This window comes from Paenibacillus amylolyticus, from assembly GCF_003719335.1.
Lineage (GTDB): Bacteria > Bacillota > Bacilli > Paenibacillales > Paenibacillaceae > Paenibacillus > Paenibacillus amylolyticus_D.
Window position 1 is genome coordinate 60,239 of the sequence record NZ_RIAS01000016.1, and the last position, 25,666, is coordinate 85,904.

The 25,666-nt window shown below is 44.5% G+C and carries 19 protein-coding genes; 3 read left to right on the top strand and 16 right to left on the bottom strand.

Annotation, left to right across the window (positions count from 1 at the left end):
- Positions 1-3: 3 nt before the first annotated feature.
- The gene (locus EC604_RS23430) at positions 4-1,497 is read left to right on the top strand and encodes a hypothetical protein (protein WP_123066448.1); all 1,494 of its coding nucleotides are present in this window, start codon (positions 4-6) and stop codon (positions 1,495-1,497) included.
- A 500-nt stretch (positions 1,498-1,997) separates the two neighbouring features.
- On the opposite strand, the gene EC604_RS23435 is transcribed toward EC604_RS23430, so the two are convergent.
- The 9 genes from EC604_RS23435 to EC604_RS23475 all read right to left on the bottom strand — a co-directional run bounded on the left by EC604_RS23435 (position 1,998) and on the right by EC604_RS23475 (position 17,463).
- Positions 1,998-2,396 carry an RDD family protein gene (locus EC604_RS23435; RefSeq protein WP_123066449.1) on the bottom strand — a complete coding sequence of 133 codons (399 nt, stop codon included), beginning with the start codon at positions 2,394-2,396 and terminating at the stop codon, positions 1,998-2,000.
- 274 nt (positions 2,397-2,670) lie between these two features.
- Entirely contained in the window at positions 2,671-5,181 is a 2,511-nt protein-coding gene (locus EC604_RS23440) for a WG repeat-containing protein (protein ID WP_123066450.1), read from the bottom strand.
- A gap of 338 nt (positions 5,182-5,519) precedes the next feature.
- Positions 5,520-5,798, bottom strand: a complete 279-nt coding sequence (locus EC604_RS23445; protein WP_123066451.1) for a hypothetical protein — start codon at positions 5,796-5,798, stop codon at positions 5,520-5,522.
- The gene (locus EC604_RS23450; protein WP_151458117.1) at positions 5,785-7,674 is read right to left on the bottom strand and encodes an SWIM zinc finger family protein; all 1,890 of its coding nucleotides are present in this window, start codon (positions 7,672-7,674) and stop codon (positions 5,785-5,787) included. Before EC604_RS23450 ends, EC604_RS23445 begins: the two co-directional genes overlap by 14 nt.
- Before the next feature lie 10 nt (positions 7,675-7,684).
- Positions 7,685-11,245: a DUF4132 domain-containing protein gene (locus EC604_RS23455; protein WP_123066453.1), complete on the bottom strand. Its 3,561-nt coding sequence runs from the start codon at positions 11,243-11,245 to the stop codon at positions 7,685-7,687.
- Positions 11,246-11,270: 25 nt separating this feature from the next.
- Entirely contained in the window at positions 11,271-12,431 is a 1,161-nt protein-coding gene (locus EC604_RS23460; RefSeq protein ID WP_123066525.1) for a VWA domain-containing protein, read from the bottom strand.
- A 26-nt stretch (positions 12,432-12,457) separates the two neighbouring features.
- Positions 12,458-14,902, bottom strand: a complete 2,445-nt coding sequence (locus EC604_RS23465; RefSeq protein WP_123066454.1) for a DUF5682 family protein — start codon at positions 14,900-14,902, stop codon at positions 12,458-12,460.
- Positions 14,890-15,990, bottom strand: coding sequence for an ATP-binding protein (locus tag EC604_RS23470; protein ID WP_205127948.1), 1,101 nt, complete (start codon positions 15,988-15,990; stop codon positions 14,890-14,892). The genes EC604_RS23465 and EC604_RS23470 overlap by 13 nt, the downstream gene beginning before the upstream one ends.
- A gap of 495 nt (positions 15,991-16,485) precedes the next feature.
- The gene (locus EC604_RS23475; RefSeq protein ID WP_123066456.1) at positions 16,486-17,463 is read right to left on the bottom strand and encodes an aldo/keto reductase; all 978 of its coding nucleotides are present in this window, start codon (positions 17,461-17,463) and stop codon (positions 16,486-16,488) included.
- Between the two features lie 183 nt (positions 17,464-17,646).
- On the opposite strand from EC604_RS23475, the gene EC604_RS23480 reads away from it, so the two are divergent.
- Together EC604_RS23480 and EC604_RS23485 are read left to right on the top strand one after the other, a co-directional pair.
- Positions 17,647-18,864, top strand: a complete 1,218-nt coding sequence (locus tag EC604_RS23480; RefSeq protein WP_240037139.1) for a cytochrome P450 family protein — start codon at positions 17,647-17,649, stop codon at positions 18,862-18,864.
- Positions 18,865-18,890: 26 nt separating this feature from the next.
- Entirely contained in the window at positions 18,891-19,226 is a 336-nt protein-coding gene (locus tag EC604_RS23485) for a ribosomal protein L7/L12 (protein WP_161557024.1), read from the top strand.
- A 196-nt stretch (positions 19,227-19,422) separates the two neighbouring features.
- Here EC604_RS23485 and EC604_RS23490 read toward each other — a convergent pair whose 3' ends face one another.
- The 7 genes from EC604_RS23490 to EC604_RS23525 form a co-directional block, all read right to left on the bottom strand.
- Positions 19,423-20,178 (bottom strand): SDR family NAD(P)-dependent oxidoreductase, encoded by a 756-nt coding sequence (locus EC604_RS23490; RefSeq protein ID WP_123066459.1) that lies wholly within the window; start codon positions 20,176-20,178, stop codon positions 19,423-19,425.
- Positions 20,179-20,337: 159 nt separating this feature from the next.
- Positions 20,338-22,065: a ubiquinone-dependent pyruvate dehydrogenase gene (poxB, locus tag EC604_RS23495; RefSeq protein WP_123066460.1), complete on the bottom strand. Its 1,728-nt coding sequence runs from the start codon at positions 22,063-22,065 to the stop codon at positions 20,338-20,340.
- Positions 22,066-22,297: 232 nt separating this feature from the next.
- A complete protein-coding gene (locus EC604_RS23500) occupies positions 22,298-23,059 on the bottom strand; it encodes an SDR family NAD(P)-dependent oxidoreductase (RefSeq protein ID WP_123066461.1) in 762 nt (253 codons plus the stop codon).
- Between the two features lie 152 nt (positions 23,060-23,211).
- The gene (locus EC604_RS23505; RefSeq protein WP_123066462.1) at positions 23,212-23,520 is read right to left on the bottom strand and encodes a Dabb family protein; all 309 of its coding nucleotides are present in this window, start codon (positions 23,518-23,520) and stop codon (positions 23,212-23,214) included.
- 177 nt (positions 23,521-23,697) lie between these two features.
- Complete coding sequence (locus tag EC604_RS23515; RefSeq protein WP_090916418.1) at positions 23,698-23,949, bottom strand: type B 50S ribosomal protein L31; 252 nt, start codon at positions 23,947-23,949, stop codon at positions 23,698-23,700.
- A gap of 143 nt (positions 23,950-24,092) precedes the next feature.
- On the bottom strand, positions 24,093-24,359 hold the full coding sequence (locus EC604_RS23520; RefSeq protein ID WP_240037141.1) for an HPr family phosphocarrier protein: 267 nt from the start codon (positions 24,357-24,359) through the stop codon (positions 24,093-24,095).
- A 204-nt stretch (positions 24,360-24,563) separates the two neighbouring features.
- The gene (locus EC604_RS23525; RefSeq protein WP_430538870.1) at positions 24,564-25,637 is read right to left on the bottom strand and encodes an NAD(P)-dependent alcohol dehydrogenase; all 1,074 of its coding nucleotides are present in this window, start codon (positions 25,635-25,637) and stop codon (positions 24,564-24,566) included.
- Positions 25,638-25,666 lie beyond the last annotated feature (29 nt).

A 25,666-nucleotide genomic window follows, 5' to 3' on the forward strand; every position in this document is an offset into this window, starting at 1 on the left:
AACATGAATGTCGTGTGGAGGAAAGAATGGATAAATGAATATGAATCGCCTTGGTCCGTATTTGAAAAACTTGCTTTGGTGAATCTTGCAGATCGAAATGAGATTCTTCAAATCTTTGGCAGTGCTCACGTGAAGGATATTAAACATTACATTGGAGATAAGCAAAGAGAACTAATACAGTTAAATGGATTTCACCTCGAAAGGCTTCATCAAACGCTGGATTTTAACTTACAAGAACACAATTTTAAGAATATTCAGTCGTTAATAGGTCCATTTTCTGAACTATATAGTTCATGGGAGCATTGGTTTCATCGTGAATTGCATTGGTGTTCGAGGTGTATGGAGGGGGGGTATCATTCTTGGCTGCATCAGTTTAAGCTTCTTGATGAATGCGCATTTCATGATCTAAAATTGAATAATACTTGCCCTAACTGTAGATCAACAGTACCTTTCTTGTTGTCGAATAGACAGTTAGAACATGCATTTCAGTGCAAGTGTGGCTATGCCTTTGCTAATTTTCATATGTCCAGTTGGAACGAATGGAGAGCGCCTGATCAAATGAATCCTGCTGTCCTTCGTTGGGTTCAAGCAAACCAGGCAAACATGAAGATATCAAATATGCATTCCAAATGGATTATACATGCACAACATTGCAATTTAAAGCGTTTAGTTATGGATGGACCTGAAGAGATAAAGTTATTTAATTCAGAAGAAACCTTCCACAGACAGGATTATTTCTCTAAGCGTTTCCAAAAAGATTTACTGCAAGTTACTTCTAATGCTGTTCAACAAGTTGTAGACCGACTACTTCAGAGTACACTTAAGTCTCATCGACATTGCATAACTCAATTGATGGAGCTTAGAAAATCAAATGAAACGATTGAATTCCCTGAAATTTGTCCCTATGCATATGCTTATGTTTTTTGGAGAAAATCTCTTTTAAAGAAGGAGCATTTCTACGGTTTTGATTCTTTAAGGATAAGCTTAATTTCTGATGATGTAGCACCACTTCTTGTCAGGGAGCTTCTGGAGTATTTCTCTGATCAGGTCGTCAATTATCAAATGAAAATCCGTAGATGTATTGATATGGGGGGGCTTTCCTGGATTCTTGAAAAACTGGTCTTACAGTTCTGTGAAAATTTCTTTTGTGCTTGGATGGAGATCGCAGGGAAGAGAAGCAAGGAAGTTAGCGTACCTTCTTGGAAGGAAATTGAGAATATGAGGGATCAATCGTTTCCAGATGTCGCTTTCAAATATAACTTTGATGAGAGCAGCTCGTCTAGCAGCATTGAATATTATCATTTGCAAAACAGAGAACCGTTGTTGAATAACAAATGCAATTGCCCGAATCAATACGAAACTGCTAAACAAGATATTCAAACAATGATATCGTATACACCTCAAAAAGTTGCGATGCTAAACATGAGTAATCCAAGTGATGAACATCAGATCCTACAAAAAATAGTCGAGAGATATGTGAAAAAATTAAGTTTTTGAAGCCGTTAATCTGAAAAGATTAACGTTTTTTTGTGTTTAACTCAGTTTAAATGAATAGGAAAAGGGGGTTGTAAACGGCAATAGGTACAAGTTCTTGTCCTTTAACGGTATATGTTCTTGTCCCAAACGGCCAAATCAAATAAAAAAGATGCTTAACGTAAGGTGATAATGAACACTAAGATACCTGATAAAAAAAATGTCAAGAGACTGTTGTAAAATCAAATTTTTGAATCAGTTATAACTGATTGCTTATTTATTAACCATAAACCCGTAAATTGAAGGAGGAGACAGCAATAGGTACAAGTTCTTGTCCTTTAAGGGTACAAGTTCTTGTCCTCCGACAGCAATAGATCGGTACCGAGAAGCTTTAGTCAAGTTTTGGGAGGAAATACCGGAAAGACATATGTACAAAATACGAGTTTTGTGAAACAGTACTTAAGAAGTTAAAGAACCGCTAATGATTTTATAATATCCTCATTACGGTTCTGCTGTTTTTTAACTTAATCCCACACAACTTCTGTTCCTGCTATAAAATCATGTATTGCACGACGATCCTCTCGCATTCCAACCATAAACGCGCTCACAATAATTCCAATACCTAGCGTCAATACGTACACAAGTCCAGCAACTAAAACTCGCATTAACATTGTAGTTATTTTAGGCGATTCTTGAGTGTCATACATTTGAATTCGAATTCCACAAATCCGCTTACCAATCGTTCGTCCATACCAGTAAACAGGTAATAAAATTGAATATAACGCACTCAATATTTTAGCAACTGGCTCATCTGAATCATAATTTCCAGTAAGTGCACCGGCAATAATAACTAATGGAATTCCAATAATAAGTCCATCCAAGAAACTTGCGGCAAGCCTAATCCAAAAACCTGATTTATACAAAAATGATTCCTCCAAACTATTTTGTCATACCTTGATGCGCGATTATTTATATTATACAAGAAATATATACCATTTGGTTCATATTATTCATTTTTATCTCCTAAGTATCTACCTTTCTACTTTGTGAAATTATTAACAATAATAATGGATGCGATTAATACGTTTAGACTCCACCTTTTCATATAAGCCCTTCCCTTCTACAACTTCCAAAATAAAGAAATAGCCATATTTTAAATATGGCCTAGTAGTATAATTATCCTGCTCTTACAATGGATCAATGAAAAGCTTTCCAGAATGAACCATCTGTATTAATAATAGTCATAATCTGACTAAATGGGATCGTAAATGTCGGGAATCCCGCAGCATATGGTGCAATATCATAAGGGTTGAAATACAGATGCAATGCATCTGCTGTAACAAAAAAAGGCTGGTCCGCACTTATTCCGGTGTACGTATCTGGAAAAACATACGAATACTGCGGATCATTTTTGATCTGATCCCCTACAATTTGGCTTAATACCTTCACATAGTCACTGCCCGGCTTAAACAGATCCTTCAATTCATAGAGCTGGCCGTCGGATAGATTAATAATGGCATACACCATCGTTGGCATCCCGTGTGCGGCTCCTGCTGGATAGTTATAACCCGTCAACTGCAGTTGAAGCAATTGCTTCTGATAGAAAGTTATATCAAAATCACCGGTATAGGTATAGTCCAGTTGCTGATCTGCAGGAACCGGTTTTACTTGGGAAAGTTCTTTCAGCTTAGCATTAAGCTTACCCTGCTCTGTCTGATTGGCTAATCCGTCAACCTGCGGATAATAAACGAGATAATCCCGGTTGGGTTTATACTTCTCCTCACGCACCTGATAAGGCGGATGTAACGGTACGATCCTATTCTGTTGCCAAATCATCTGTCCAGCCCGGTTCACATAGGATAAACGTTGATCCACAAACACTTTAATCAGATCCGGAGCCACAACTTCCATCGACCCTGCCCCTGTTACACGAGGATATCCTGGAGCCGGTCTGCCGCTCAAATCCAGAAGATACGTCTGATTTCCGTCTGATGCGGATGCGAGACCGTGTTTGTAGTTTTCCACATTACGATAGATGAACTCCGTTAGTATTCTGCCATTCAATTCAGCGAGTGCATACACCGAGCCGATATACGGCTGTTCTGGATTAATGGCCTTCCCGAGTGCGTACCTGTGCTCCCCAAGCTCCCGAATATCGTTATAGGCGGGTTGAATCACAAATGATCCCTGCATATTAATGACACCATAGTTCGATTTGTAATCCTCTGCCGTATTAACAATAGCCTGCCCATCGTTAAAAGCAAATGCGGAAGTAAACTTGGGCTGAATACGAATATTGCCCCTTTCATCAATGTATCCGTATTTGCCAGAGGATTCTTTTTGAAAAGCAAGCAAACCATCTCCTAACGGCCCTACATAGGCATAAGGGTACGTTGCAAGACGATTTCCGTGCCGATCAATAAGGGCGTATTCCTGATCTTTAATCTGCACAACGGCTTTGCCCTGCTGAAAATCATTTGCTGAAGTGAATTGCGCTCGGATTACTTCATTTCCCGAAGCATCCAGGTATCCATACAAGCTAGGTGAGCCATTCGTCTGATTTGGGTTTTCATCATAAAACATGGCTCTGCCTTCATGCATATCTGCGATAAACGGATAAGCTCGCTTAGTCAGCACGGTACCTTGCTCATTAATCATTTTAAACCCTTGAGAATCAATGGCCATGGCCCGTTCTTCGGAAAAAGAGTTAATCGAATCATACACTGGCTGAACTACATACTGCCCTTGAAGATTGATGACACCGGCACGACCCTTCTTTACGACAACTGCCAACCCGTTAGGTTGAAACGCCTGAGCCTCTTCCAGCACCGGCTCCAGGAGGATATGTCCCTGTGCATCCATATAACCCCAGCGCGTTCCACTTGTTGTTCGGACAGAGACGGGATATAACCATGTCGTCAGTCTGAGATCTGTACCTGCAGTTGCAGTCATCGCCTGCTTTATTTTTTTCTCCAGTTCAAGCAAGTTCTCTCTTGAAGGATACGCTTCCGGAAAGCTTAGTGCTTTCTGGACTGAAATGAGTGCCGCGGGATATGACCCAGCATGAAACTGAGCATCCGCAAGATAGTACCAATAAAACACATAGTCGGGATAATGTTGCGTTAACTGCTCATAATACTGCACGACTTTTGGAAAGTAGGCTCGGTATGCATCCGTTGCTGGGACCCACTGACTCTGCTGCCATCGAATAATCTCCACTCGATAAGCTTCACCAGTGTCATGAATCCACAATGCTATTTCAACCTTCCCATCTCGGCCATTCACGCCAGGTATATCTACAATCTCGGCGTAGCTGTAATACAAATCGTCCGGGGCAATGTCCGTAAGGCCGGATTCGGTCCATTCATACACAGCAAGTTTTGACCAAACGGCTCCGATCTGCCAGCCTACAATCAGATTATTTCTTGCCGTTGAAGTTACAGGCGCTGCTGTCAGCAACTTAACGCCATAACCCAGCCCTTTTGTCAGAGCCATTTTAATCCAATGTCCTTGAATGAACTTTAATATAAGCAGATACAGCTCGCTATTCAATTGGTAAACAGCAGAAATTTCAGGCATGCCATCACCTGTAAGATCAGCCGCATACACTGCCGGATGTTGAATTGGCTTATCAATGGTAATGATCGTTGCCCCCGCTGGAATATGTTGATTTACGATTTGCAGTAATAGCGGTTCACTCATCGACATTTCCGCTTCCTCCCTTATGACCGCATTCGCCTAATGGTATGCAGCATAACTCGGGATATGACATGAAAGTGTATTGTGACACCTCTACTTCATCGTATCACTCTTCTAAATTCACCTTCTGTGCATTGATTAAAAGACTGCTTATCAAATCACTTTTACTCACATGAACAACAAAAAAATTGCAGAGGCTCAGCTGCCCTGCAATTTTTTCAGATTATTTCTATCTAATTAGGACTAAAACCAGCAAAAATTACTTCATACCTTACTTTCGTATAATAATTAATCCTGTTTCATCATTATTAAAATCAGGCATACGTTAAACAAGTTAACTAGAGAGATCAAGTTTGTGATTGTACACTAAGCTGAACATATTGACTCAGTCGACAATATTGATTCAAGAGCTGTTCTTCTTGTCCTTCGCCTAATGCCACTTTGCGCCCTGCTTCTAGAACACCGCTGACCAATTCATGCAGGAAGTGCATCTGCATTCGCTGCGCGTTGGTATCCAATTGCTCAAGCAGTTGCGTATCTCGAATCGAAAATTGAGATAACCCCCGAAGAAGTAATTCCTCACACCAATCAGATAACTGCTGGATCAATCCATTATCTTCTTCCAAAACGTCCCATCCTTCCACTACTGGAATCCAGCTTCAAGCTTAGCAACGTCTGGCCCTTTAGAAAACTGATTGGACTGATACGTTTGGTTTCTATTCGTACAAATGCATAAAAATGTTCAAGTTTTTGAGAACCAAATCCTGATTCCAGTCTGTTAATCATAGACTGCCAATCCGATGAGTAAGGAAGTGTGAGAGGCAATCGTGCCCCCTCTGTATCCTCAACTATAAGGATCAGATCCTGCGTTTGTTTGTTGAAGCTATGCTCTGTAATGCGAGCAACCTCAATTAATGCCAACCGTTCTTTTGGTTCAGTGAATAGATCGATAGAATCAGGCTCGCGTTGAAGTGCAGCAGGTATGTCTATCAGGTACTCTCCAAAATGAACCCCGGTCACGCCGGTTCGTGGTAAAATAGTTAACTTCGCCCCATCACCTGAAGAAATTCGTCGTTCTTCATTCACTTTAACCGACTGAAACTGAACTTCTTCTCCCGTAAATTGACTAAATGTCAAACTTGGCAACCAAGGGGTAAACGCTGCATAATGCTCGGCATACGAGAATTGTTGATCCTCATAATACACCGCACGTACATCACTGTACGTATAGATCTGCCCATCATCAAAGCAATAGAAATAATACGTAATTCCGCGAAATCCTGACCGTGTCTCCCAAGAGTCTGCGCCTAGCCCATAGAGATGCAGTGAAGGCACGGTAAAGTACTTACTTCGGAAGCTGCCAACCAGCTGACTTTGCTGCCTAACAGGAATCTCCCCTTGTTCAAGCACTTCTAGCGCGAGATACAACTTGCTTATACGATCCAGCATCGTCTGCATAGAGAAACGTACATGACGTTTGAAAAAAAGCTGGAGCTCTCCCTGAATGCCGCGTAAACTACGTTCAATCTCTGGAAGGTTACCACTATGTGCAGCAATGGCCAGCGTCTCCAGTTGCGCATTATATGACTGAGGAAGTCTGGCAAGCCCTGTCTTAAGCATACCTCCCAACATGTCGCGACACTCCTGAATCGTTTGAAGCGAGAATTTCGGCTCGTATGCGCGGACACTCAAAGCGTCCGTATCATCCACCCCATGATACAAACGGTATCTCAGCAAAGCTTCAAGCTTGGCCATTTTTCCCGCGGTCTGCTTTAACTTGCATAAAGCTTTGGTCAGCTGAGGTTCTTCTGTGAAGGATACCTCTATATTCTGACTTTTAAAATGTACGGTGAGCAGCGTGTCTTCCATGATTTGAATGTCTTCAGGATAACGTAAACGAAAAACCACCTCTTCAACCATCGTCGAAGTATATGATTTCAGGATGGGAGTAAGATCGGCTTCAAGCATCCAGCGAAAACGGACATTTGTCTCCGGCGAATGAGATTGCAAACCGTAATCTGGCTTGTCTGACTCGTTAACCTGATGAAACTTATCCTGCACCGCGAGCTTATACTCTTTGGCAGTGTCAGGATCTACAAAATCAGCTGAAGACAGTTTTACATCCAAAAGTGACGGCGAAGAAGCAGGAACGTCTTCTAAAGGCTTCGCGACTTCCACAATATCTTCACCCGTAACACTGTTTTCAGTTATCTGCTGACGCTGGTCATACAGAATTGCAATCAACACATGCTTGCAGATATTCTCTGATGGACAAGAACACTGCCAATCATCCAGCGTAGCATAGAGGGTACACTCGATACCCTCACTTAGCTGACAGCTCACCGAAGCTGTATTCCAGGTGTACTGTACTTGTACACCTTGATCCAGCTCTTTAAGTGCCCTTTTGTATAGCCCCTTGTTCGCATAACGAATGAGATAATCCTCTGTGCACAATTTGGAAAAGTGGCTGAATTTCTGCTTGAATTCATTGAAATCGTTCATAACCACGAAATCAGCGCCCCGTTGCTCTCAAAATATCATAGAGAGTCTCACTGAATACTCGGCCTGAAATTTGGCCTAAAGGAATGGATTTGTTATCTGCATAATAATAGTGCTGTCTCTTGCCATTTGGTTTGAAGAAATGTAACGATTCCAGCGTCACGTCGTCCATCCCTTCATAATACGTAATACTTGTACCGCTGAACCGAAGTTCAGCAACAATCTCTCCGTACTCTTTGTAAAACTCGTTGAACCAGCCGCCATCTTGCGCAGGACCTTTAATCCATCCGTATTTCTCCAATGCTTTCGGGAGAGCTGTTGGTGAAAATTCCTCTTCTGGAAGACGATCATATTCTGTCTTGGCCCGATCTTCATCCTCAATCAAATGGATTTGACGTTTCAATTGTTCGAACGGTTGTTTGACCTCATAATCCTCAAGCTGAGTAGCCCAACCCTCTAACGTATCCTGGTCGAGTTCAAGCGGATGTACAAGACCCACCTGAGCTCCTGATGGCAAATCCGTTTCATCCTCATCTACTGTATTAAATGTACCGTCCTCCATGTAACGGAATGTACGGACTAACTCGCCCTGCTCATAAACGCCCCAGATTAATCCAACGGCAAATTTCTGCATGATGACATTGTCTACAAATAGGGAAGTCCATTCCTCAGCGGTCCATAAACGCTGTTTGGATAAAAACTCTTCCAAGCGTGCAGTCTGAATCGTAACCATCGTTTTAAGATCTTTCTTCAACTGGGTGAAACGTGCCTTGGATTCTGCGGCGAGCTCAGGGTCATCCTTCTGTGCCGGAGCAGGCAAACTTTTAACGGCTTTACCCGTTTCTTCGTTTACAACAACAACCTGTAGATCGGCATTAACTTTCACCTGGAAGGACCGCTCACCGTAACTAAGCTGTAACGTGCCTTTTTCATCAAAACCGAGGGAAGTGACTAAACGATCTTCAAGCTGCTCTGCAGTCAATCCCATATTCTCTGCTGCAAGCTGCAATGCTTCTTCGGCTGCGCCTTTCACTTGACGGTTCTTAACGCTGCGTTTAACCTTGTCAATCGCCATAAGTGCGGCAGGTTCTTTTAGAAATGCTAGTACTTTCACTGCTTCGGCCGCTATAGCCCCACGGCTATTCTCTGTCCATTCCTTAATCTGTGGGGTCAATATATGAACAATCTGAAGATCACCGAAAAGTGCGGAAACATACATAACCCACTTTTCCTTCGCAGGCGCACCATCCTGAATCCATAGCTGCAACAGTTCCTTTGAAAACCTGATAAGCGAAGCTTCGCTTACATATTCTCGCAGTTCATTTAACCGCTCATTCGGTCCAGACCCATGATCGATAGATTGCAGTAATACATATTGTTTGATCCGGTCATCCAAAGGCAAACCATCTGCTGATCGAATCAGAGCAGGCAGTTCCTTTAGAGGTAACCAGCTGATCCGGGACATCTTTTTCGCATCGGCCAGGTCAGCTAACGCTGCGTGTGAATATTCAGGGCTTAGATCAGCAGTGTCAAGCAGAATTTGAATCAGGTTTTTCCATTCGGTGGCTTTCTCACTTTGCAAGAGTTCAGTATATAATTCCTTACTGTTATCCAGACTGCGGATCGCCGTTAGCGCCATTTCTTTAATGGAAGCCTTTTTCTCCGCACGGTAGATCATCATATACAGTTCTTGATCCGGAACCCGATTGAACTCGGCCAAAGCCATACTGCTTGCCCGTTTAGAAGCATCCTGTAAACCTGCTTGAATAGCTGCTACCAATTGTTGCTTAGGCAGGGTAGATCTCTGCTCAAATGCAACTTCAAGCGTTAAAAGACGTGTATCCGTCGGCAGTTTTTTATACTGCTTTAATGCATACTCCAGGTTTTGCTGTAAAATACGGCGATACTCATCCTGCGGCATCGATTGATACGTATAATCTGTCATCCCATTCAGCGAAATCAGGCTAGTCAGCAGTTGTTCTCGTTTTACCTGAGGATCGTCACCATACGTATTCAAAATTTGCTCACCACTAAAAGCATAAGAATGATACATGTCCGAAACAATATCCAGCGTCCATTCCGGATGAGTTAGCAAAATCGCAAAGCGGTGCATTGGCTCCGAATCAATGGGCAGGAAACTGATGCTAATGAGATTGTTAATCCGCTTCCGGTCCCGATTGACATGATTAAACAATCCACGGCTGTCCTTGTCTTCCCAATACTCTTCAAGGGTGTACTCACCACTTAAATATCTCGCAATGGCAAGACCTTGTCTCCCACCTTCGAGCGGTTGACGCAACACACGGAACACAGCCTCTTCAATTGTGTTTTCCGGTTGAATTCCATGGATGTCTTGATCCAACATCATTTTATGAAGACATAACTTCAGGAATGGTGCTCTGACAATCTCATATGCTCGTTTGGCGTGCTCAGGTTGGTTGGCAATTGCCGCCTTGATTATAATCCAAGACACGCGGTACGAATTCAATTCGAGTTGCGTCATTTCAATTAATTGATAGGGCTCGTTCAGCGGGATCAGCCCGGACAGCAGATCATCTTCGCTTCTTGAACGAGGATTCATACTAAGTAAATACTTGCGAACCTCCATCGGATAGAGCTCATGCAGGTGATGAATGACTTCGAGAAGAACCTTGCCAACGTCACTAACGTTATCCAGAAAGCGTTGCTTTCCTCCATTGATATTCGTCAGATACAAGACCGCACTGCTCAATAAAACCATCGTCTGATGGAATTCGGCATGCGAAACATGATGTTTCGCGGAGTAAGTGATTTCTGGATAATGCTTGGCAATCAATTCGCTGCGTTTCCGTTTCAGGAATTCCTCTTCCAGCAACTGTGACGAACTGTTTTGCTTGCCTTGAACGTTGCCTGTAACCAAAGGTTCAATCAAGCGGTACAGCTCTTGATGTAGCTTTGCCGCATCGTTAGCCATAACATGCTGGAACAGCTCGGGCAAGACGGAACTCATATCCTTGATCTCTTGCTTATTCACAAATTCTACATCCGGTTGCACACACAAATGAACAAGCATCATGGCATCAATCACATCTCTGAAATTACCCTGACTGTCTGCTTTTTTGGAATCAAAAAGCCATTGTGCTCGCTTCACGCGCCTCTTAAGCTCGGAGAGGATTTCTTCTTCACCCGCATATTGCTTCATTTTCTTCAAACGAGATAACAAGGTTGCCATCCGATCCGAACTCTTGCTTTTCCCATTTAATCCATAAGCCTCCGAATCATCACCGAGACATGCTGTGAATGCATTAACCCCCCAAGGGCTTCTACGGAAATAATTCGATTCCAAATGCATGGCAATAGCTCCGGCACGAAAAAAAATATCTCCATCTTCTTTTTTGCCAAGCTTGGACAGTGCTTCTACCGTTCGATAGACATAATGACTCGTTTTACCCATCATCTCAGGGAACTTTTCTGTTGCACCCATGACGTAATCAATAATTTCGGAGCTGCGATCCGTTGTAAGCGAGTAGTCATCTGAACAAATGGAAGCGAACTTTTCTACCAAACTCTCTACTGCACGGTCTGCGGTAAGCATGATTTTATTCCTCCTAAAAGTATGTTTAAGTGATAATTTCGCCGATCCATTCGGCAAGCTCGTTAGGTGTAATTGCTGCTACATGTGCCCCCATATTGGCTAGCGTCTGCGCAGCATGTTTGTTGTACACCGAATCTCCGTTGAAATCGAGAGCGGTGAGCACAAGCAGATTGCATCCCGCATCGATAATATCCTTACAGGCTTGATACATCTGATTAATCGGGTAACCTTCCTCCAGATCACTCACCAAAATGTAGATCGTTTTTCCAGGATTCTCAATCAGCGTTTCCCCATAACGCAGCGCTTTGGCGATATGGGTTCCTCCACCGAGCTGCACATTCATCAATACATCTACGGGGTCCTCAAGTCGGTCGCTTAGATCCACAACTTTGGTATCAAAGATGAACAGCTTTGTGCGTAGCGCATTCAATCGATAGAAAATACTCGCCATGACCGAACTGTAAATCACCGAATCCATCATGCTGCCGCTTTCATCCACACCGATAATGATGTTCCACTTATTGTGCTGCTCTATATTTCCGTCAAAATAAAGACGATCAATCACAAACCTTCGTTTGTGTTTATCATAATTTTTAAGATTACGAGTAATGGTTCGTTTAAAGTTCAGGTTGCGCAGGGATCGCACCGAACTGGATGCGTACCGACTGCGTTTCCCCATAATACTGGCCCGGGTATGAGACTCCAGCTTCCTGCGCAGATCTTCAACCACCGTGCGTACAATATCTTTTGCACTCCGAAGTACGTCACCTTTCATTCGCCCTTTGAACTGCAAGATGTTTTTGAGCAGGTTCATGTTAGGTTCAAGGGACTCCAGCAGTTTTTTATCTGTTAAGAGCTCCGTCAGTCCATAACGATCAAGCGCCTGCTTTTCCAAAATTTCGACCGTAGATTTGGGAAAAAGTTCTCTGACCTTGTGTAACCAATTGGGTACGGTAAGCTCAGATGAACCACGTCCGCCTTCTTTTCGGTAACCTTGCTCCTCACCGTATTCACGGTTATAGAGGTACCCCAGAATTTCGTCCAGGTCAACATACTGAAATTCACCCGTGTTATATTGATCCGATTCACACAGACCTTCCTCTGCAGATTCCCCCAAAATCAGGCGCCAACGGTTCAATGTTTCAACAGCACTTCGTTCTTCCGAGGAAGGCAACTCCGTCAACATTTCGTTCTGGCCGCGACGGGCATCATTCATATTAACTTCCATGCAGCAAACTCCTTTCGAAGCGCCTCATCCTGCGTCCTGTAACGAATGAGCAGCTGCTCATCCAACGCAGGCATCAACATTTCATCCGACTTCACCTGGTGCAGATTCGCCACACGCTCGGCAATCAGATTCGTTTCCATTGGTGTAAAATAAGTGAAAGCCAGACGTAGTTCTGGAATCATAGCAATAAAATCATCATAGGATAACTGCTCAATTAACCCGTTTAGCTCATGTAACAGTTGGTCCTCATATAGGAAGGCATCTCGCGCTACGGTAAACACACCTTGTAAAAATAAAGCCGTTTGACGCGTCTGTTCCGGCGTTCCACGGATATACCCGCGGGCTCGCTCCACGATCTCTTCTCTAGATCGATCACCAAGTCCCGAAGCAATAGCGATACACACTCCTTCGAGCTGAGCAGGAAGCTTCGAATCCGACAAAAGCTCGTGCAAATGGTTTCGAAAAGCCGTATCCTGGAATTGCTCTTCGGCAGACTCGGCCAGCATCGCAAGTAGCTTTAATCCCTGAATAATACCTTCATGCTCGTCCGCATTCGTTCTCGAAAGCTGTTGCAGCTTGTCCACCGCGTTACGGTAAGCTTCAGACACTAACTCAGGAAGATGTGGGTCTTCCGATAGTCCTAACAGCCGGCGATGCTGATGAATCCGATTCAGAATCGTTAAGCTGTTGCATAGTGACAGAAAATGTCCATCTGTCCGCAGAGCAGCACGAACCTGGGTGTACAACTGCATGGCTGTCTCCTGAAGTCCCATTAACAGTGCCTGGAGCATTTTTTGAGCAAGCTCACCGCTGTGATGGTCAGGAATATCTCGCATCTGCTCTTCCATCTTTCGAGTAGCAGCTGTAGCAAGCGTTCCACCGTATAAAGAATTTTCAATAAGCCGCGCTTCAATCCGTGAGGAATACATGTATTCCCACGTTTCACGAACCAGATTCATATCACGTTGTGCGATCCAATCCGGCCCTGCCTGCCGCTTCGCGAACTCGGGAACCAGATAAGAGATGCATTGAAACAACTGACTAATCAAGCGATGTTCCGGTTTAGCATACAGATCAAGCACCTTTTTATGCTGACCCGTTGTTCGAATCTGAAGCTTGAATTCCGTGCAACGCGCTTTAAAATCTTCAACGATAGGAATATGAAAAGCATTAGGTGCAACGCTCCCGATGACGTCTCCGGTCAACAGAAGCTGCAGTTCCTGAAGCGGTTTGTCGGTGGCAAGTGTAAGCTCTCCTTTGACAAATGAAGAGAGGGCCGCATCCATCAGCTCATACACTCCGCCTTCCTGCTTGCCGCGAAGCTCTGCCAGACCTTGAATCATACTATAAGCCTCAATCGCATCACTTGTGGAAACATGTTCCTCCCGGTCTCGCAGCTTGCGCATCAATCTGGATAACACGTTCAGTGTAGTTACACGGTAAGGAGAACGTGAAGTATGGACTAGTTGATCCCAGATTTGATCGTAAAAATAAACATAAGGCATACCGCTGGCATAGCCATTCAATCGATCAGCTTCCGCAAATGTATACACCATCGGATACACCTGTTCATGAACATTACCTGAATCTGATGTATCGTGCTGAGTCGAATTGCCGTTGGGTTCCTTTTTCTGGACAGTGGAAGAATTCACTAAACCAAAAGTATGAAAACCTCCCGTAATTACGAGCACACGCTGATACTGCTCTTCAGCTTCCTTGATTCGTTTCGCCATATGGGCTTCTCTAACCAAATCACCACTTGCGATCAGGCGCTCCGGGGTGTAACACATTCGAGATAATGTACAATACGTGAAAACATCCTGCACAAAGGCAGAGGTCGGTTTCTGTAGCCCCCCGATCTCAAACACCTTTTCCCATAGTTCATCAAAACTGCGGCAGTTTGTTTTCTCACATAAACGGTTAATAAAATCTGAACTGGCAAGCAGTGTTTCGTCCTGAACGGAGATTTCTTTTTGCTCTTTTTTCGAAGGACTCTCCGTGTTTCTGGATACTTGCCGATAATCCAAATCTATAAATTGTGCCGGAATGCCAAGCCGGTGTGCTTCCTTCAGGGCAACATATTCGGGTGAATACCGGAGCATCGGATAATAACAGGCTTCTCTTCCGTACTCATCTTCATAGGTATAATAGAGACTGACCGGAGGCAAGGTCGCTTCATCCGTTAGCACAGGTATCAGAGGATTACCGCTTTCTGGCCCCTCAATCAAAATGATATCGGGTTTGTACTCCCCGATGACATGCAGCAGATGATGAGAACAAGCTGGACTATGATGCCGTATTGGAAAATAAACCGTTCCGTTGTTTAAGTTATATACACTTGTATCGAATAAGGATTGAAGCTGATTCAAATCCGTAACATCCGATAAACCAGCAGCGTCAGTGGGCTCCACTTGGTCTAACCGATCCATTTTCTTTCCTCATAATAATTTTTCCAAATCTCCTCTTCGGCAGAGCGCGCTTTAACAATTTTGGAAAAATAGTTTTTGAGAATGCTTAGGTCCTTGTCGTTTTCCTTTGCAATGGTTCCCAGCATATTTTGTACCAACCGATCCAGCGCAATAGATTTCCCCTCGTAATAGTACGATGTCATTGCGCTCTGTACATATACGGACACGGCTTCTGCAGTACTCATAGACGCTTGAGGTGTATCGAGCTTGTACCCTTCGCGAGACATGCCTGTTCGCAGTTCCATAAATGTAGTTGCCAGCAACTCCACCACGTCGGTTTGAATTTCGGTATCAATTCCACTATGTAATAACAGGTTTCTCGCCTGAGATTCAATGATTTTGGCTTCCATCTTTACATTCTGGATCGGTCTGATCGTTTCAAAATTAAAACGTCGCTTGAGTGCGCCGCTCATCTCATTTACACCTTTATCCCGAATGTTGGCCGTAGCAATGACGTTAAATCCCGGTTTGGCAAAAAGCACACCCCCGTCAAGTTCTGGAATGCTCATCACTTTATCGCTCAAAATACTGATCAAGCTGTCTTGTGCTTCGGCCGGACAACGTGTAATTTCCTCAAAGCGCGTTAAAATACCTTTTTTCATGCCGTTGTATAAAGGGGAAGGCACGAGAGCTGCTTCAGAAGGCCCTTTGTCCAAAAGCATCGCATAATTCCAGGAATATTTGATCATATCCTCCGTTGTTCCAGCCGTACCTTGTATTGTATTCAAACTAGTTCCCGAGATCGCTGCCGTAAGCAACTCACTGAGCATTGTTTTGGCTGTACCGGGCTCACCCACAAGCATCAACCCGCGATTCCCTGCAAGGGTAACAACTGCACGCTCAATCAACACATCATTCCCGTAAAATTTACGTGTAATGGTGATCTTCTCTCCATCCAGCATCGCTGGCTTATCTCGACCAATAATAAAATCCCGCACATTAGCTGGAGATAATAACCAGTTGGGCGGACGATGACCCTGATCCTCCTGTTGTAACGCCCGTAACTCAGCCTCGTATAATGTCTCGGCAGGCGGTTTAAGCATCTCTATCATCAAGATGTCTCCTCTCATATATACAGATCGTATGTTCCTATTCTCATCATTCTATCATAGCCGTAAGCTATGAAGTCTGAAAACGGGCAAAAATGGTTGAAACGTCCTTCTTACCTGCACTTTTGACTAAGTCCAAGGACTTACATCACCGCACAAATGTGAATCCTCTCTCCTGATCTACATCTAGAATAGAGTAATTTCTCATTCTTTCCTTCGGAATATCGCTTAGGCATATAGTTCTACATATCAACACTAACGTCCAGACTTCATAGAGAAGGCACTACAATCTTATAAACAATCCAACATCTCTTCTAATCACTGCTTAAAAAGAAAAGAATAAAGAAACACAGGACTGTGCGTCCTGTGCTTCATCCGTCCGCATAATTGGTGGCAAATTGTCTCTCATTTCATACAATTAGCTGGCTAAAGCCATAAACAAAAAGCCGCTAGATTAGCGACTAATTAAAAAGAATATGATCCTGTCTGTAGACGCTACATTCTCCGTCCGCACGAAGACGAGTACAGCTCGTACCATTCATACCGTGTCAGTTCAACCTGAGCCGCATCACGGCAAGCGAGAATCCGCTCCGGACGAATCGAACCGATCACCGGCTGAATTCCGGCTGGATGTTTCATTAACCAAGCCAGTACAATGGCTTCACTCGTGACACCACGCTCTTGAGCAATACGAGCCACCAGTTCGGCCGTAGCTTCAATCTCGGGACGCTGACCTTCGATCGCCCTGCCTGTAAATCTTCCCTGTGCGAGAGGACCCCAAGCTTGCAGCTGGATACGCTCTGCCTGACAGTACTCCATCGTACCGTATGGGAAAACATTTTCTTTCGCTTGCGCACGGTTCACGGTTACGCCAGCTTCTACAAAACCGATTTTATCAAGACTCATCTCCAGTTGATTCACGATGAATGGCATAGGACTGTACATCTGAAGCAAACGAATCTGTTCAGAACCCATATTGGATACCCCGAAGTGCCTTACTTTTCCAGCCTGATGAAGTTTAGCCAGTGCTTCTCCGATCTCCTGCGGGTGGGCAAGCGGGTCGGGACGATGAAGCAACAAAATATCCAGGTACTCTGTGCCGAGCCGGGATAAAATCCCGTCAACACTTTTTATAATATGTGCCCCTGAAGTATCATAACGCTGCGGCCCCTCATCATCCCCTACCAGCCGAATTCCGCATTTGGATTGGATAATGATCTGCTCCCGTAGTCCGTGCCTTTCGGATAAAATCCGCCCAAATACATGCTCCGCTTTCCCACGTGTATAGATGTCCGCCAGGTCAAAATGATTAATTCCAATCTCCAGTGCTGCTTCGACTGCTTGGCGGCCTTCAACAACCAAATCCTCAGTAATGGGGGCTCCATCCCAATCTCCTCCAAAGCGCATACACCCCAGAACAATAGGACTCGCGGAAATCTGATAATCATGTAAAGGCAACTGTCTATATGACATTTCCATGCTCCCTCGTTTTTTTATTTTTGCAAACGCATTCTTGACTCTCTTGTCTTCTTGAGTCCAACACGATATTCCTGCATCGCTCGCATTTTTATCATGCAAAACAAGGTTTCGAACCTTTACATATGGAATAATTACAAAGTGACATATCTTATTGCTATAGGAGAGGAGATTACACACTTGAATCCGAATGCATCTAATGAGACGAATGAGAGCAACGAGACCTCTAGCCCAGATTTTTTCACAGCATCATTTACTCAAAATCCTTATCCGGTATATGAAAAATTAAGAAAAGATGACCCCGTCTTCAAAGTCATGTTTCCGAGTGGAGAGTTTGGCTGGATCATTTCTCGATATGAGGACGCTGTTCAGATTTTGAAAGATCCCCGCTTCAGCAAAGACATAGTCAAACGATACGGGACAGAGGGCAAGAGTATTTTTTCAAAAAATATGCTGTTCTCCGATCCACCTGATCACCGTCGTTTGCGGGGGTTGGTACAAAAAGCCTTCACTCCCAAACTTGTCGCAGATATGAGAAGTCATATCCAGAGCATTGCGGATGACCTGCTCGGCAAGTTGCCTTCGCAAGAAAAGATGAATCTCATCGATGACTTTGCTTTTCCGCTTCCTATTATTGTGATTAGTGAAATTCTCGGCGTGCCGCTAGAGGATCGTGATCAATTCCGCATGTGGTCCAACACGGTTATTGAGGCTTCCACCGGAAAAAATGAAGAACTATTTCAACAACATGAACGGGAGTTCATCGAATATTTGACCGATTGGTTCGCCAAAGTACGTAAAGACCCCGGTCAGGACCTGATTAGCCAGCTTGTTATTGCCGAAGAATCCGGGGAGCAGTTGACCGAAAAAGAATTGCTTGGTGTGATCTCACTGCTTATTATTGCTGGACATGAAACCACTGTAAATCTTATTGGAAACGGTATTCTGGCTCTGCTTGAGCATCCGGAACAACGAGATTTGTTAATTCGGGAGCCTGAACTGATCCATCAAGCCATCGAAGAGATGCTGAGATATAACGGCCCAGTTGAGTTCAGCACCTCACGCTGGGCTTCGGAGGATATGGAGTTCCGTGGGCAGCAGATTACCAAAGGTGAACTTGTGGTTGTGGCGCTGGATTCAGCGAATCGTGATGAAGAGCAATTCAAAGACCCGGATGTGTTCGATATCACACGTGAGAAAAGTGCGCACCTCGCTTTTGGCAAAGGTATTCATCTCTGTCTCGGTGCACCGCTGGCCCGACTTGAAGGCGAAATTGCCGTGAGTACGCTGATCAATCGCTTTCCTAACATGAAGTTACAAAAAGATGTGGATACACTGGAATGGAGACCGGGCATGGTCGTTCGCGGCATCAAGGAAATTCCGGTTCTACTGAAATGAGCAGTTTCTTATTCGTGGTATTCCTGTTGATTATTCCAATTCTCTGGTCCAAACTCGGCAATCTGCAACGTCAGGTAGATGAGCTGAAATCAGAGGTAGAGCGACTTCAAAACGGTTCGTCTGTCGATTCGAATCGTTTTGCGATGAACGCTTCTTCTGTCCAAAATGCTTCATCCTTCTCTTCATCTACAGACACAAACGCCTTCCCTCAGAGCGGATTCGATACAGATCGGGAGTTGGATCAGGAATTGCTTGCAATGGTACGTCGGGGAAACAAAATTCAGGCTATTAAAAAACTGCGTGAAGCCCGCAGCCTCTCTTTAAAAGAAGCGAAAGATTATGTTGAAGCATTAGATCGATAGGGGCACAATTGACCGAAGCGGTCTTTTAAAAGAGAGTAAGCTTAAACTAACATCGTGAACTAAAAACGCTGAATTGCATCGTCCATAAAACGAAAGAGGAACTGAGCGGATTAACGCTTACAGTTCCTCTTTTTCGTACTCTTTTTCATAAACTAGCGAATACATGAACAACAGAAATAAATGGTGCCCTGACTTCTTACTGTGCAGTTACCGCACCATCGATAGGATAGACAGCTCCGTTGATGTATGGTGCATCGTCTCCGAGCAGGAAGGAAACCAGATTCGCGATTTCTTCCGGCTTACCGAGACGTCCGGATGGAATGCTATCTACCGTAGCTTGGAACACTTCCGGATTATCTTTACCGAATTGAACAACCATCGGTGTCTCGATCGTCCCTGGAGCAATCGCGTTCACGCGTATGTTCTCCTTGCCATATTCAATCGCTGCTGTACGCGTCAAACCAACAACACCGTGTTTGGTCGCCGCATACGGAGCAACTGCCGGAACACCCACAATTCCAGCGGTGGAAGCTGTATTCACAATGGAACCCCCACCTGTTTTGAGCATTTCGGTAATGACATATTTTAATCCGTAGAATACACTTCTCAGATTAATATCAATAATCTGGTCAAATTGCTCAATGGTATGTTCAATTAATTTGATCCCTGGGCCGGCAATGCCCGCATTGTTGAAGAACATATCAATTCGGCCGAACTCTTCGATCGTCTTTTTTACATAATTCTCTACCTCAGCGGCTTTACTCACATCAGCTTGAACAAAAATCGCTTTGCTTCCCAGCTGTTCTATCTGCTTCACCGTTTCAAGACCTGTCTTTTCCACCAAATCCACGACAACGATGGAAGCACCCTGCTCAGCTAGTTTCAGCGCTGCGGCTTGACCTAATCCACTTCCTGCTCCTGTAATGATGGCTACTTTTCCTGCGTGACTCATGATGATCTCCTCCAAATTATGTGTCATTTGCGATTGTACCTATTCATTCCTCGGCCCTATGGATGAGCTATGTAGGTCAGCAAGGACATGACTCCTTCCTGACTTCACCTATTTTAATCAACAACCGATTTAAAAACAAACTAAATTATATCAACTTGCTTACCGAAGCAAGTTCGTTTTCGCAAGTTCAATTAATTCATCGCCACGGCCATTCAGAACGGCTTTCATCATCCATAGCGTGAATCCTTCAGCTTGTTTAATATTGATTTTCGGTGGCAGGGAGAGCTCCTGGCGATTCACAACAGCGTCGATCAATACCGGGCCATTGTGTTGCAACGCACGTTCTATGGCTCCCTCAAGCTCGGCAGGATCTTCCACGCGTATGCCTTCAATGCCCATTGCTTGTGCCACCATCGCAAAGTTTGGATTCACAAGCTCAGTCCCCGATTCGAGGAAACCGGCAGCTTTCATCTCGAGCTCTACAAAGCTGAGTGCGCCATTGTTAAACACAACCACTTTGACTGGAAGGTTATGCTGCTTCAGCGTGAGCAGATCCCCCATAAGCATCGCTAATCCACCATCTCCAGATAACGAGATGACCTGTCTTCCAGGATCAGCAACCTGAGCACCAATGGCCTGAGGCAGTGCATTAGCCATCGTTCCGTGATTGAATGAACCTAGCAATCTGCGGTTACGGCTCATCTGAATATAACGTGCCGCCCATACCGTTGGTGTACCCACATCACAAGTGAAGATTGCATTTTCCGCAGCAGCATCACTGATCACTTTGGTCAAATATTGCGGATGAATAGGCTTTTTGCCTGGTTTTCCCACCGCAAGCTCGTCCAAATCCTCCCGTACTTTCGTATAATGCTTCACGCTTTTACGCAGATGTTTATCACTATGTTCAGCCGTGAGATACGGAAGCAACGCTTCAATCGTGGCCTTAATGTCACCACACACCCCATAATCCAGTTTGGTTCGCCGCCCCAAATGCGAGGTTTGGATATCCACTTGTATCACTGTCGCATCTTCCGGGAAAAACTGACGGTACGGGAAATCCGTTCCGAGCATAAGTAGTACGTCACAGTCCATCATGGCATGGTATCCCGAAGAATATCCGATTAAGCCTGTCAGGCCCACTGAATAAGGATTGTCATATTCTAAGTACTCTTTCCCTCGAAGCGCAATAACCATAGGGGATTTCAATCGATCACAGAGCTCTAGCAGCGGTTCACGAGCCCCCGCACATCCTGCCCCGCATAGAAGTGTAATTTTCTTGTCCTGATTCAAGTACTCCGCCAGTTTGGCGAGTTCGGGTTCAGAAGGGTGTACAACCGGATGTGGTGCATGGTATACATGCTCGGGAACAGGCAGATCAGCCGCTTCAAGTCCAGCAACATCACCCGGAAGCACAATGACAGACACCCCGGAACGTGCTACGGCTGTCTGCATCGCCATCGTGACCGAACGAGGCATCTGCTTGGCTGTTGTAATCACTTCACAATAATGACTGCATTCCTGGAACAAATACTCCGGATGAGTCGCCTGAAAATATTCACTGCCAATCTCGTCACTTGGGATATGAGCAGCAATGGCCAGAACCGGTACGCGGTTTCGATGGCAATCATAGAGTCCGTTAATCAGATGCATATTCCCCGGGCCGCTGCTCCCTGCACATACGGCAATGCTCCCACTTACTTGGGCATCTGAACCGGCTGCAAAAGCCGCTACTTCTTCATGTCTTACATGAATCCATTCAATTTTGCCCGACTTGCGGATGGAGTCGAGAACCGCATTCAGCGAGTCTCCAACAATACCGTATATCCGATGAATCCCCGCATTTAATAAGGCTTCAACAAGAACGTCTGCTATCGTTTTTTTCATGATGCTGGGTCACTCCTTTATAACGTTATTTTGATTAGGTTTCCATCCCTTGAATATACCTATTCTTATACCCCAATATTTTGAAAAACGAATCAATAACATATGTCATTCCAAGTATATAAACACAATCTGCGTTAACATCTGGAGAAAACTCAAAAAATCCGTTTACCTGAAAAGGCAAACGGATCACTCTTGTTTTTCACACGATATATGCTCCTGAGAGCACAGTTAATCAAATGGCTGGCATAACATTGCCACCGCTTACAGGGATATACGCTCCAGTGATAAAAGAGGACAAATCGGATGCCAGGAAAGCAACTACGTTCGCAATCTCCTGATCTTCTCCTCTGCGTCTCAATGGTACAGTCCGAGTATAAACCTCATCATGTCCTGGTTCGCTTGTTCGATCGCGTTCACTAATTGTCCAACCCGGAGCTACTTGGTTAACCGTAATCTGATATTCGCCAACTTCCTTCGCTAACACACGATATACACCGTCCATCCCGCGTTTTCCTGCGGTATAGGCCGATTGATGCGCAAAATTTTGCATCGCACATTCGGTATTAATCCCAATGAAGCGACCGGACCTCATTTCCTGCATCTGCGGAATGAAAGCTTTAGCAAGATATACACTCTGCATAACACATGATTCGAACTGGCTCAAGTAATCCTCGGGTGCTTGCTCCAGAACGGAAGTCCATTCGTATTGAATGACTGCATTCGCAACGACAATATCTACATTACCCAGCTTGTTTTGGATCGCATCTCGTATCCGAAATGCGGTATCCTGTTTAGTCATGTCACCTTGTACGATAACGGCCTGACAACCCAGGGCTTCGATCTCGCCCTGCAGTTCTTTGGCCTTCATTTCGTTGTTTATGTAATGCAGCGCCAGATTCGCGCCGCAAGTTGCGAGTGTACGAGCAATCACTCTTCCCAATTGACCCGTTGCACCCGTAACTAATGCCGTTTTCCCCGTTAGATCCAATTTCACGACCCGAGATGACCTCCTTATACATTCTATTTCTAAAACGATTTCGAAAAGTGAATTTTTGAATATTCGTGCCGCCTGAATTTTCGGATACCAAGACTTCCTTTGGGGTTTTTCTTGATTCTCAGTCAATTTCCAACGTTACTTTTGGATCTTTATTCGCCACTGTGTTTCACGAGATCAATTTCCTGAAAACGGCTGACTTCTTTCTCCCAGCGCTCTGCAACATATTGACGGTGTACGGGGTGAACATTATAAGCGTCATAAGCAGCCTGATCTGCAAACTCCATGGAAAAACCGTAATCAAACTCATTCTTAGCACTCACCTGACGTAACACTTGAAAATGTTCAACACCTGGAATTTCCGCAAGCGCTTCCTTACTTTCGTTCAAAAAAACTTCGGACTCCGTTGTATCTTTACCTGCATAAAGTGTAAATGTCACCATATGTGTAATTCTGCTCATCTTTGTTTTCTCCTCCACTATGTTCAGACTCTGTACTCTAGTTTACAACTGAATGTGCTGAAAGCGCAATATTTGGTTGAGTTGAACTGATAAGCACACATACAAGGCATAAACAGACACTAATAGCAAAAACCCCCGGAATAACATTCCAGGGGTTTCTCCTCATCTATAAGAGAACTAGTTTTTGAGGTTGTATTTGCGGTTGAACTTGTCAACACGTCCACCGATATCCACGTTTCTTTGTTTACCAGTGAAGAACGGGTGGGATGCAGAGCTAGTATCTACACGGATAACAGGGTAAGTGTTACCGTCTTCCCATTCCATTGTTTCGTTCGAGAACTTCGTGGAAGAAGCCAGGAATTTGAAGTCAGCACTTGCATCGTAGAAAATAACGAGCTGTGTTTTAGGATGGATGTCAACTTTTGGCATAATCTATTTACACTCCTTTAATATGGGTACTCCCTAGAATCAAACTAAATTTTATTATACTCTTTTTTTGTACGAAGTACCAGCAAGAATTGACGAAAAAACAAAAAAATTATAATCCATGCGATTGGGTATCTGATCTATCATTACGCCGGGCCTTTTTCCAATACATGCAACATGTACTCGAGCGCCTCTAGTTCATCCCTTCCTCTGGTCTGTAATCGAACCATACTGCCGTTTCGAAGCGGAAGTAAAGCCATGCCTAGAAGGCTCTTCACATCTACATGATGTTCATGATCAGCCTCCGTATAAGACAATGATATGTCCGAAGCAAAACGTGACGCTTGAGAGGATACCGACAATAATTCATCCCGATGGAAATCCGCGTGAATCATAAATTCATGTGTTCTCACAACTTCAATTCCTTTCGCCAAAATATGAGTAACCTGCAATCGTGTGTTTTCATTTATATATTAAAATCAACATGAATTATACCATGTGCTGGCAGGTTGTCCATGCCTTTTATGCGGAGAAAACAAAAAAATCACGGTTACTCTGCTTACAATTAGAAAAAGGTCCCGTACACATATGTGTACAGAACCTCATGTCCATTCTTATTACATACCGTTCGGGTAAACCATCACTTTAAGACTACCGCTTTTATTATGCAGTGCCCGCTCCATTGCCTGTTGTGTCTCTTCAAGGGCATATCGATCCGTGATCAAAGACATCACATCATGCTGTCCTGAACTTAAAAAGGCGACGCCCGCAGGATACGTATTCGCATAACGGAATATGCCATAGATATCTACTTCATTATCGGCGATAAACGGTACATTGATTGCAATCTCATCCTGTGCAGGCAATCCAACAATGGCCAGTTTACCACCTCTGCGAAGAGAATAGAGCGCCGATTGTAGTGCTTTGGGATTACCTGCCGTCTCCCAGGCTGTATCCACCCCGATACCCTCGGTAATTTCCCGAATCACAGCAAGCGCATCCTCATGACGCACATTGATCGTGTGCGTTGCTCCCATCCGGCGTGCGGCCTCGAGCCGGACTTCCTCTAAATCCGTGACGATTATGGTCTGAACTCCGAAAGATTTCGCTGCCGCAACAGCCATCAGTCCGACGGGTCCCATGCCCATAATAGCCAGTGTCGTTCCTGGAGCCAGTTTGCTCCGGCGAGCCGCATGAATACCAACGGAAAACGGTTCATTCATGGCTGCTTCCTCAAAGGTTAGGTGATCCGGGATTGGAAATACCATATCTTCTCGCATGACCATGTACTGCACAAATGCTCCATCCACCGGAGGGGTTGCCAGGAATTGAACTTCAGGACACAGATTGTAACGTCCTTCCTTACAAGCTGAACAGCGGCCGCACGTCACTCCAGGTTCAATGGCAACTCGCTCCCCAACCTTCACCCGGGTAACGTCTGCACCAACCGCAACGATAACCCCTGCACATTCATGGCCAAGAATAATCGGTTTTTCCACAACAAATCTGCCAATACGACCATGCTCGAAATAGTGCACATCAGATCCACAAACGCCTACGGCCATTACCTTAATAAGCACTTCATGGGCTGTGGGTCTGGGAACAGGCTGATCCTCAATGATAATATGTCCAGGCTTTGTCATGACGGCAGCCCTCATCGTTACGGGCAGTTCGTGTTGACTCATACGCATTCTCCTCCTTTATGCATGTCAGTGCTGTC

Bases quoted from the DNA above. Each gene is read 5' to 3' on its own strand.
- EC604_RS23475 (WP_123066456.1), bottom strand. From the start codon at position 17,463: ATGTCATATAGACAGTTGCCTTTACATGATTATCAGATTTCCGCGAGT.
- EC604_RS23465 (WP_123066454.1), bottom strand. From the start codon at position 14,902: ATGGATCGGTTAGACCAAGTGGAGCCCACTGACGCTGCTGGTTTATCG.
- EC604_RS23430 (WP_123066448.1), top strand. From the start codon at position 4: ATGAATGTCGTGTGGAGGAAAGAATGGATAAATGAATATGAATCGCCT.
- EC604_RS23455 (WP_123066453.1), bottom strand. From the start codon at position 11,245: ATGCTTACCGCAGACCGTGCAGTAGAGAGTTTGGTAGAAAAGTTCGCT.
- EC604_RS23460 (WP_123066525.1), bottom strand. From the start codon at position 12,431: ATGTTGACGGAGTTGCCTTCCTCGGAAGAACGAAGTGCTGTTGAAACA.
- EC604_RS23525 (WP_430538870.1), bottom strand. From the start codon at position 25,637: ATGCGTATGAGTCAACACGAACTGCCCGTAACGATGAGGGCTGCCGTC.
- EC604_RS23490 (WP_123066459.1), bottom strand. From the start codon at position 20,178: ATGAGTCACGCAGGAAAAGTAGCCATCATTACAGGAGCAGGAAGTGGA.
- EC604_RS23505 (WP_123066462.1), bottom strand. From the start codon at position 23,520: ATGAGCAGAATTACACATATGGTGACATTTACACTTTATGCAGGTAAA.
- EC604_RS23515 (WP_090916418.1), bottom strand. From the start codon at position 23,949: ATGCCAAAAGTTGACATCCATCCTAAAACACAGCTCGTTATTTTCTAC.
- EC604_RS23440 (WP_123066450.1), bottom strand. From the start codon at position 5,181: ATGTCGATGAGTGAACCGCTATTACTGCAAATCGTAAATCAACATATT.
- poxB (WP_123066460.1), bottom strand. From the start codon at position 22,065: ATGAAAAAAACGATAGCAGACGTTCTTGTTGAAGCCTTATTAAATGCG.
- EC604_RS23450 (WP_151458117.1), bottom strand. From the start codon at position 7,674: ATGAACGATTTCAATGAATTCAAGCAGAAATTCAGCCACTTTTCCAAA.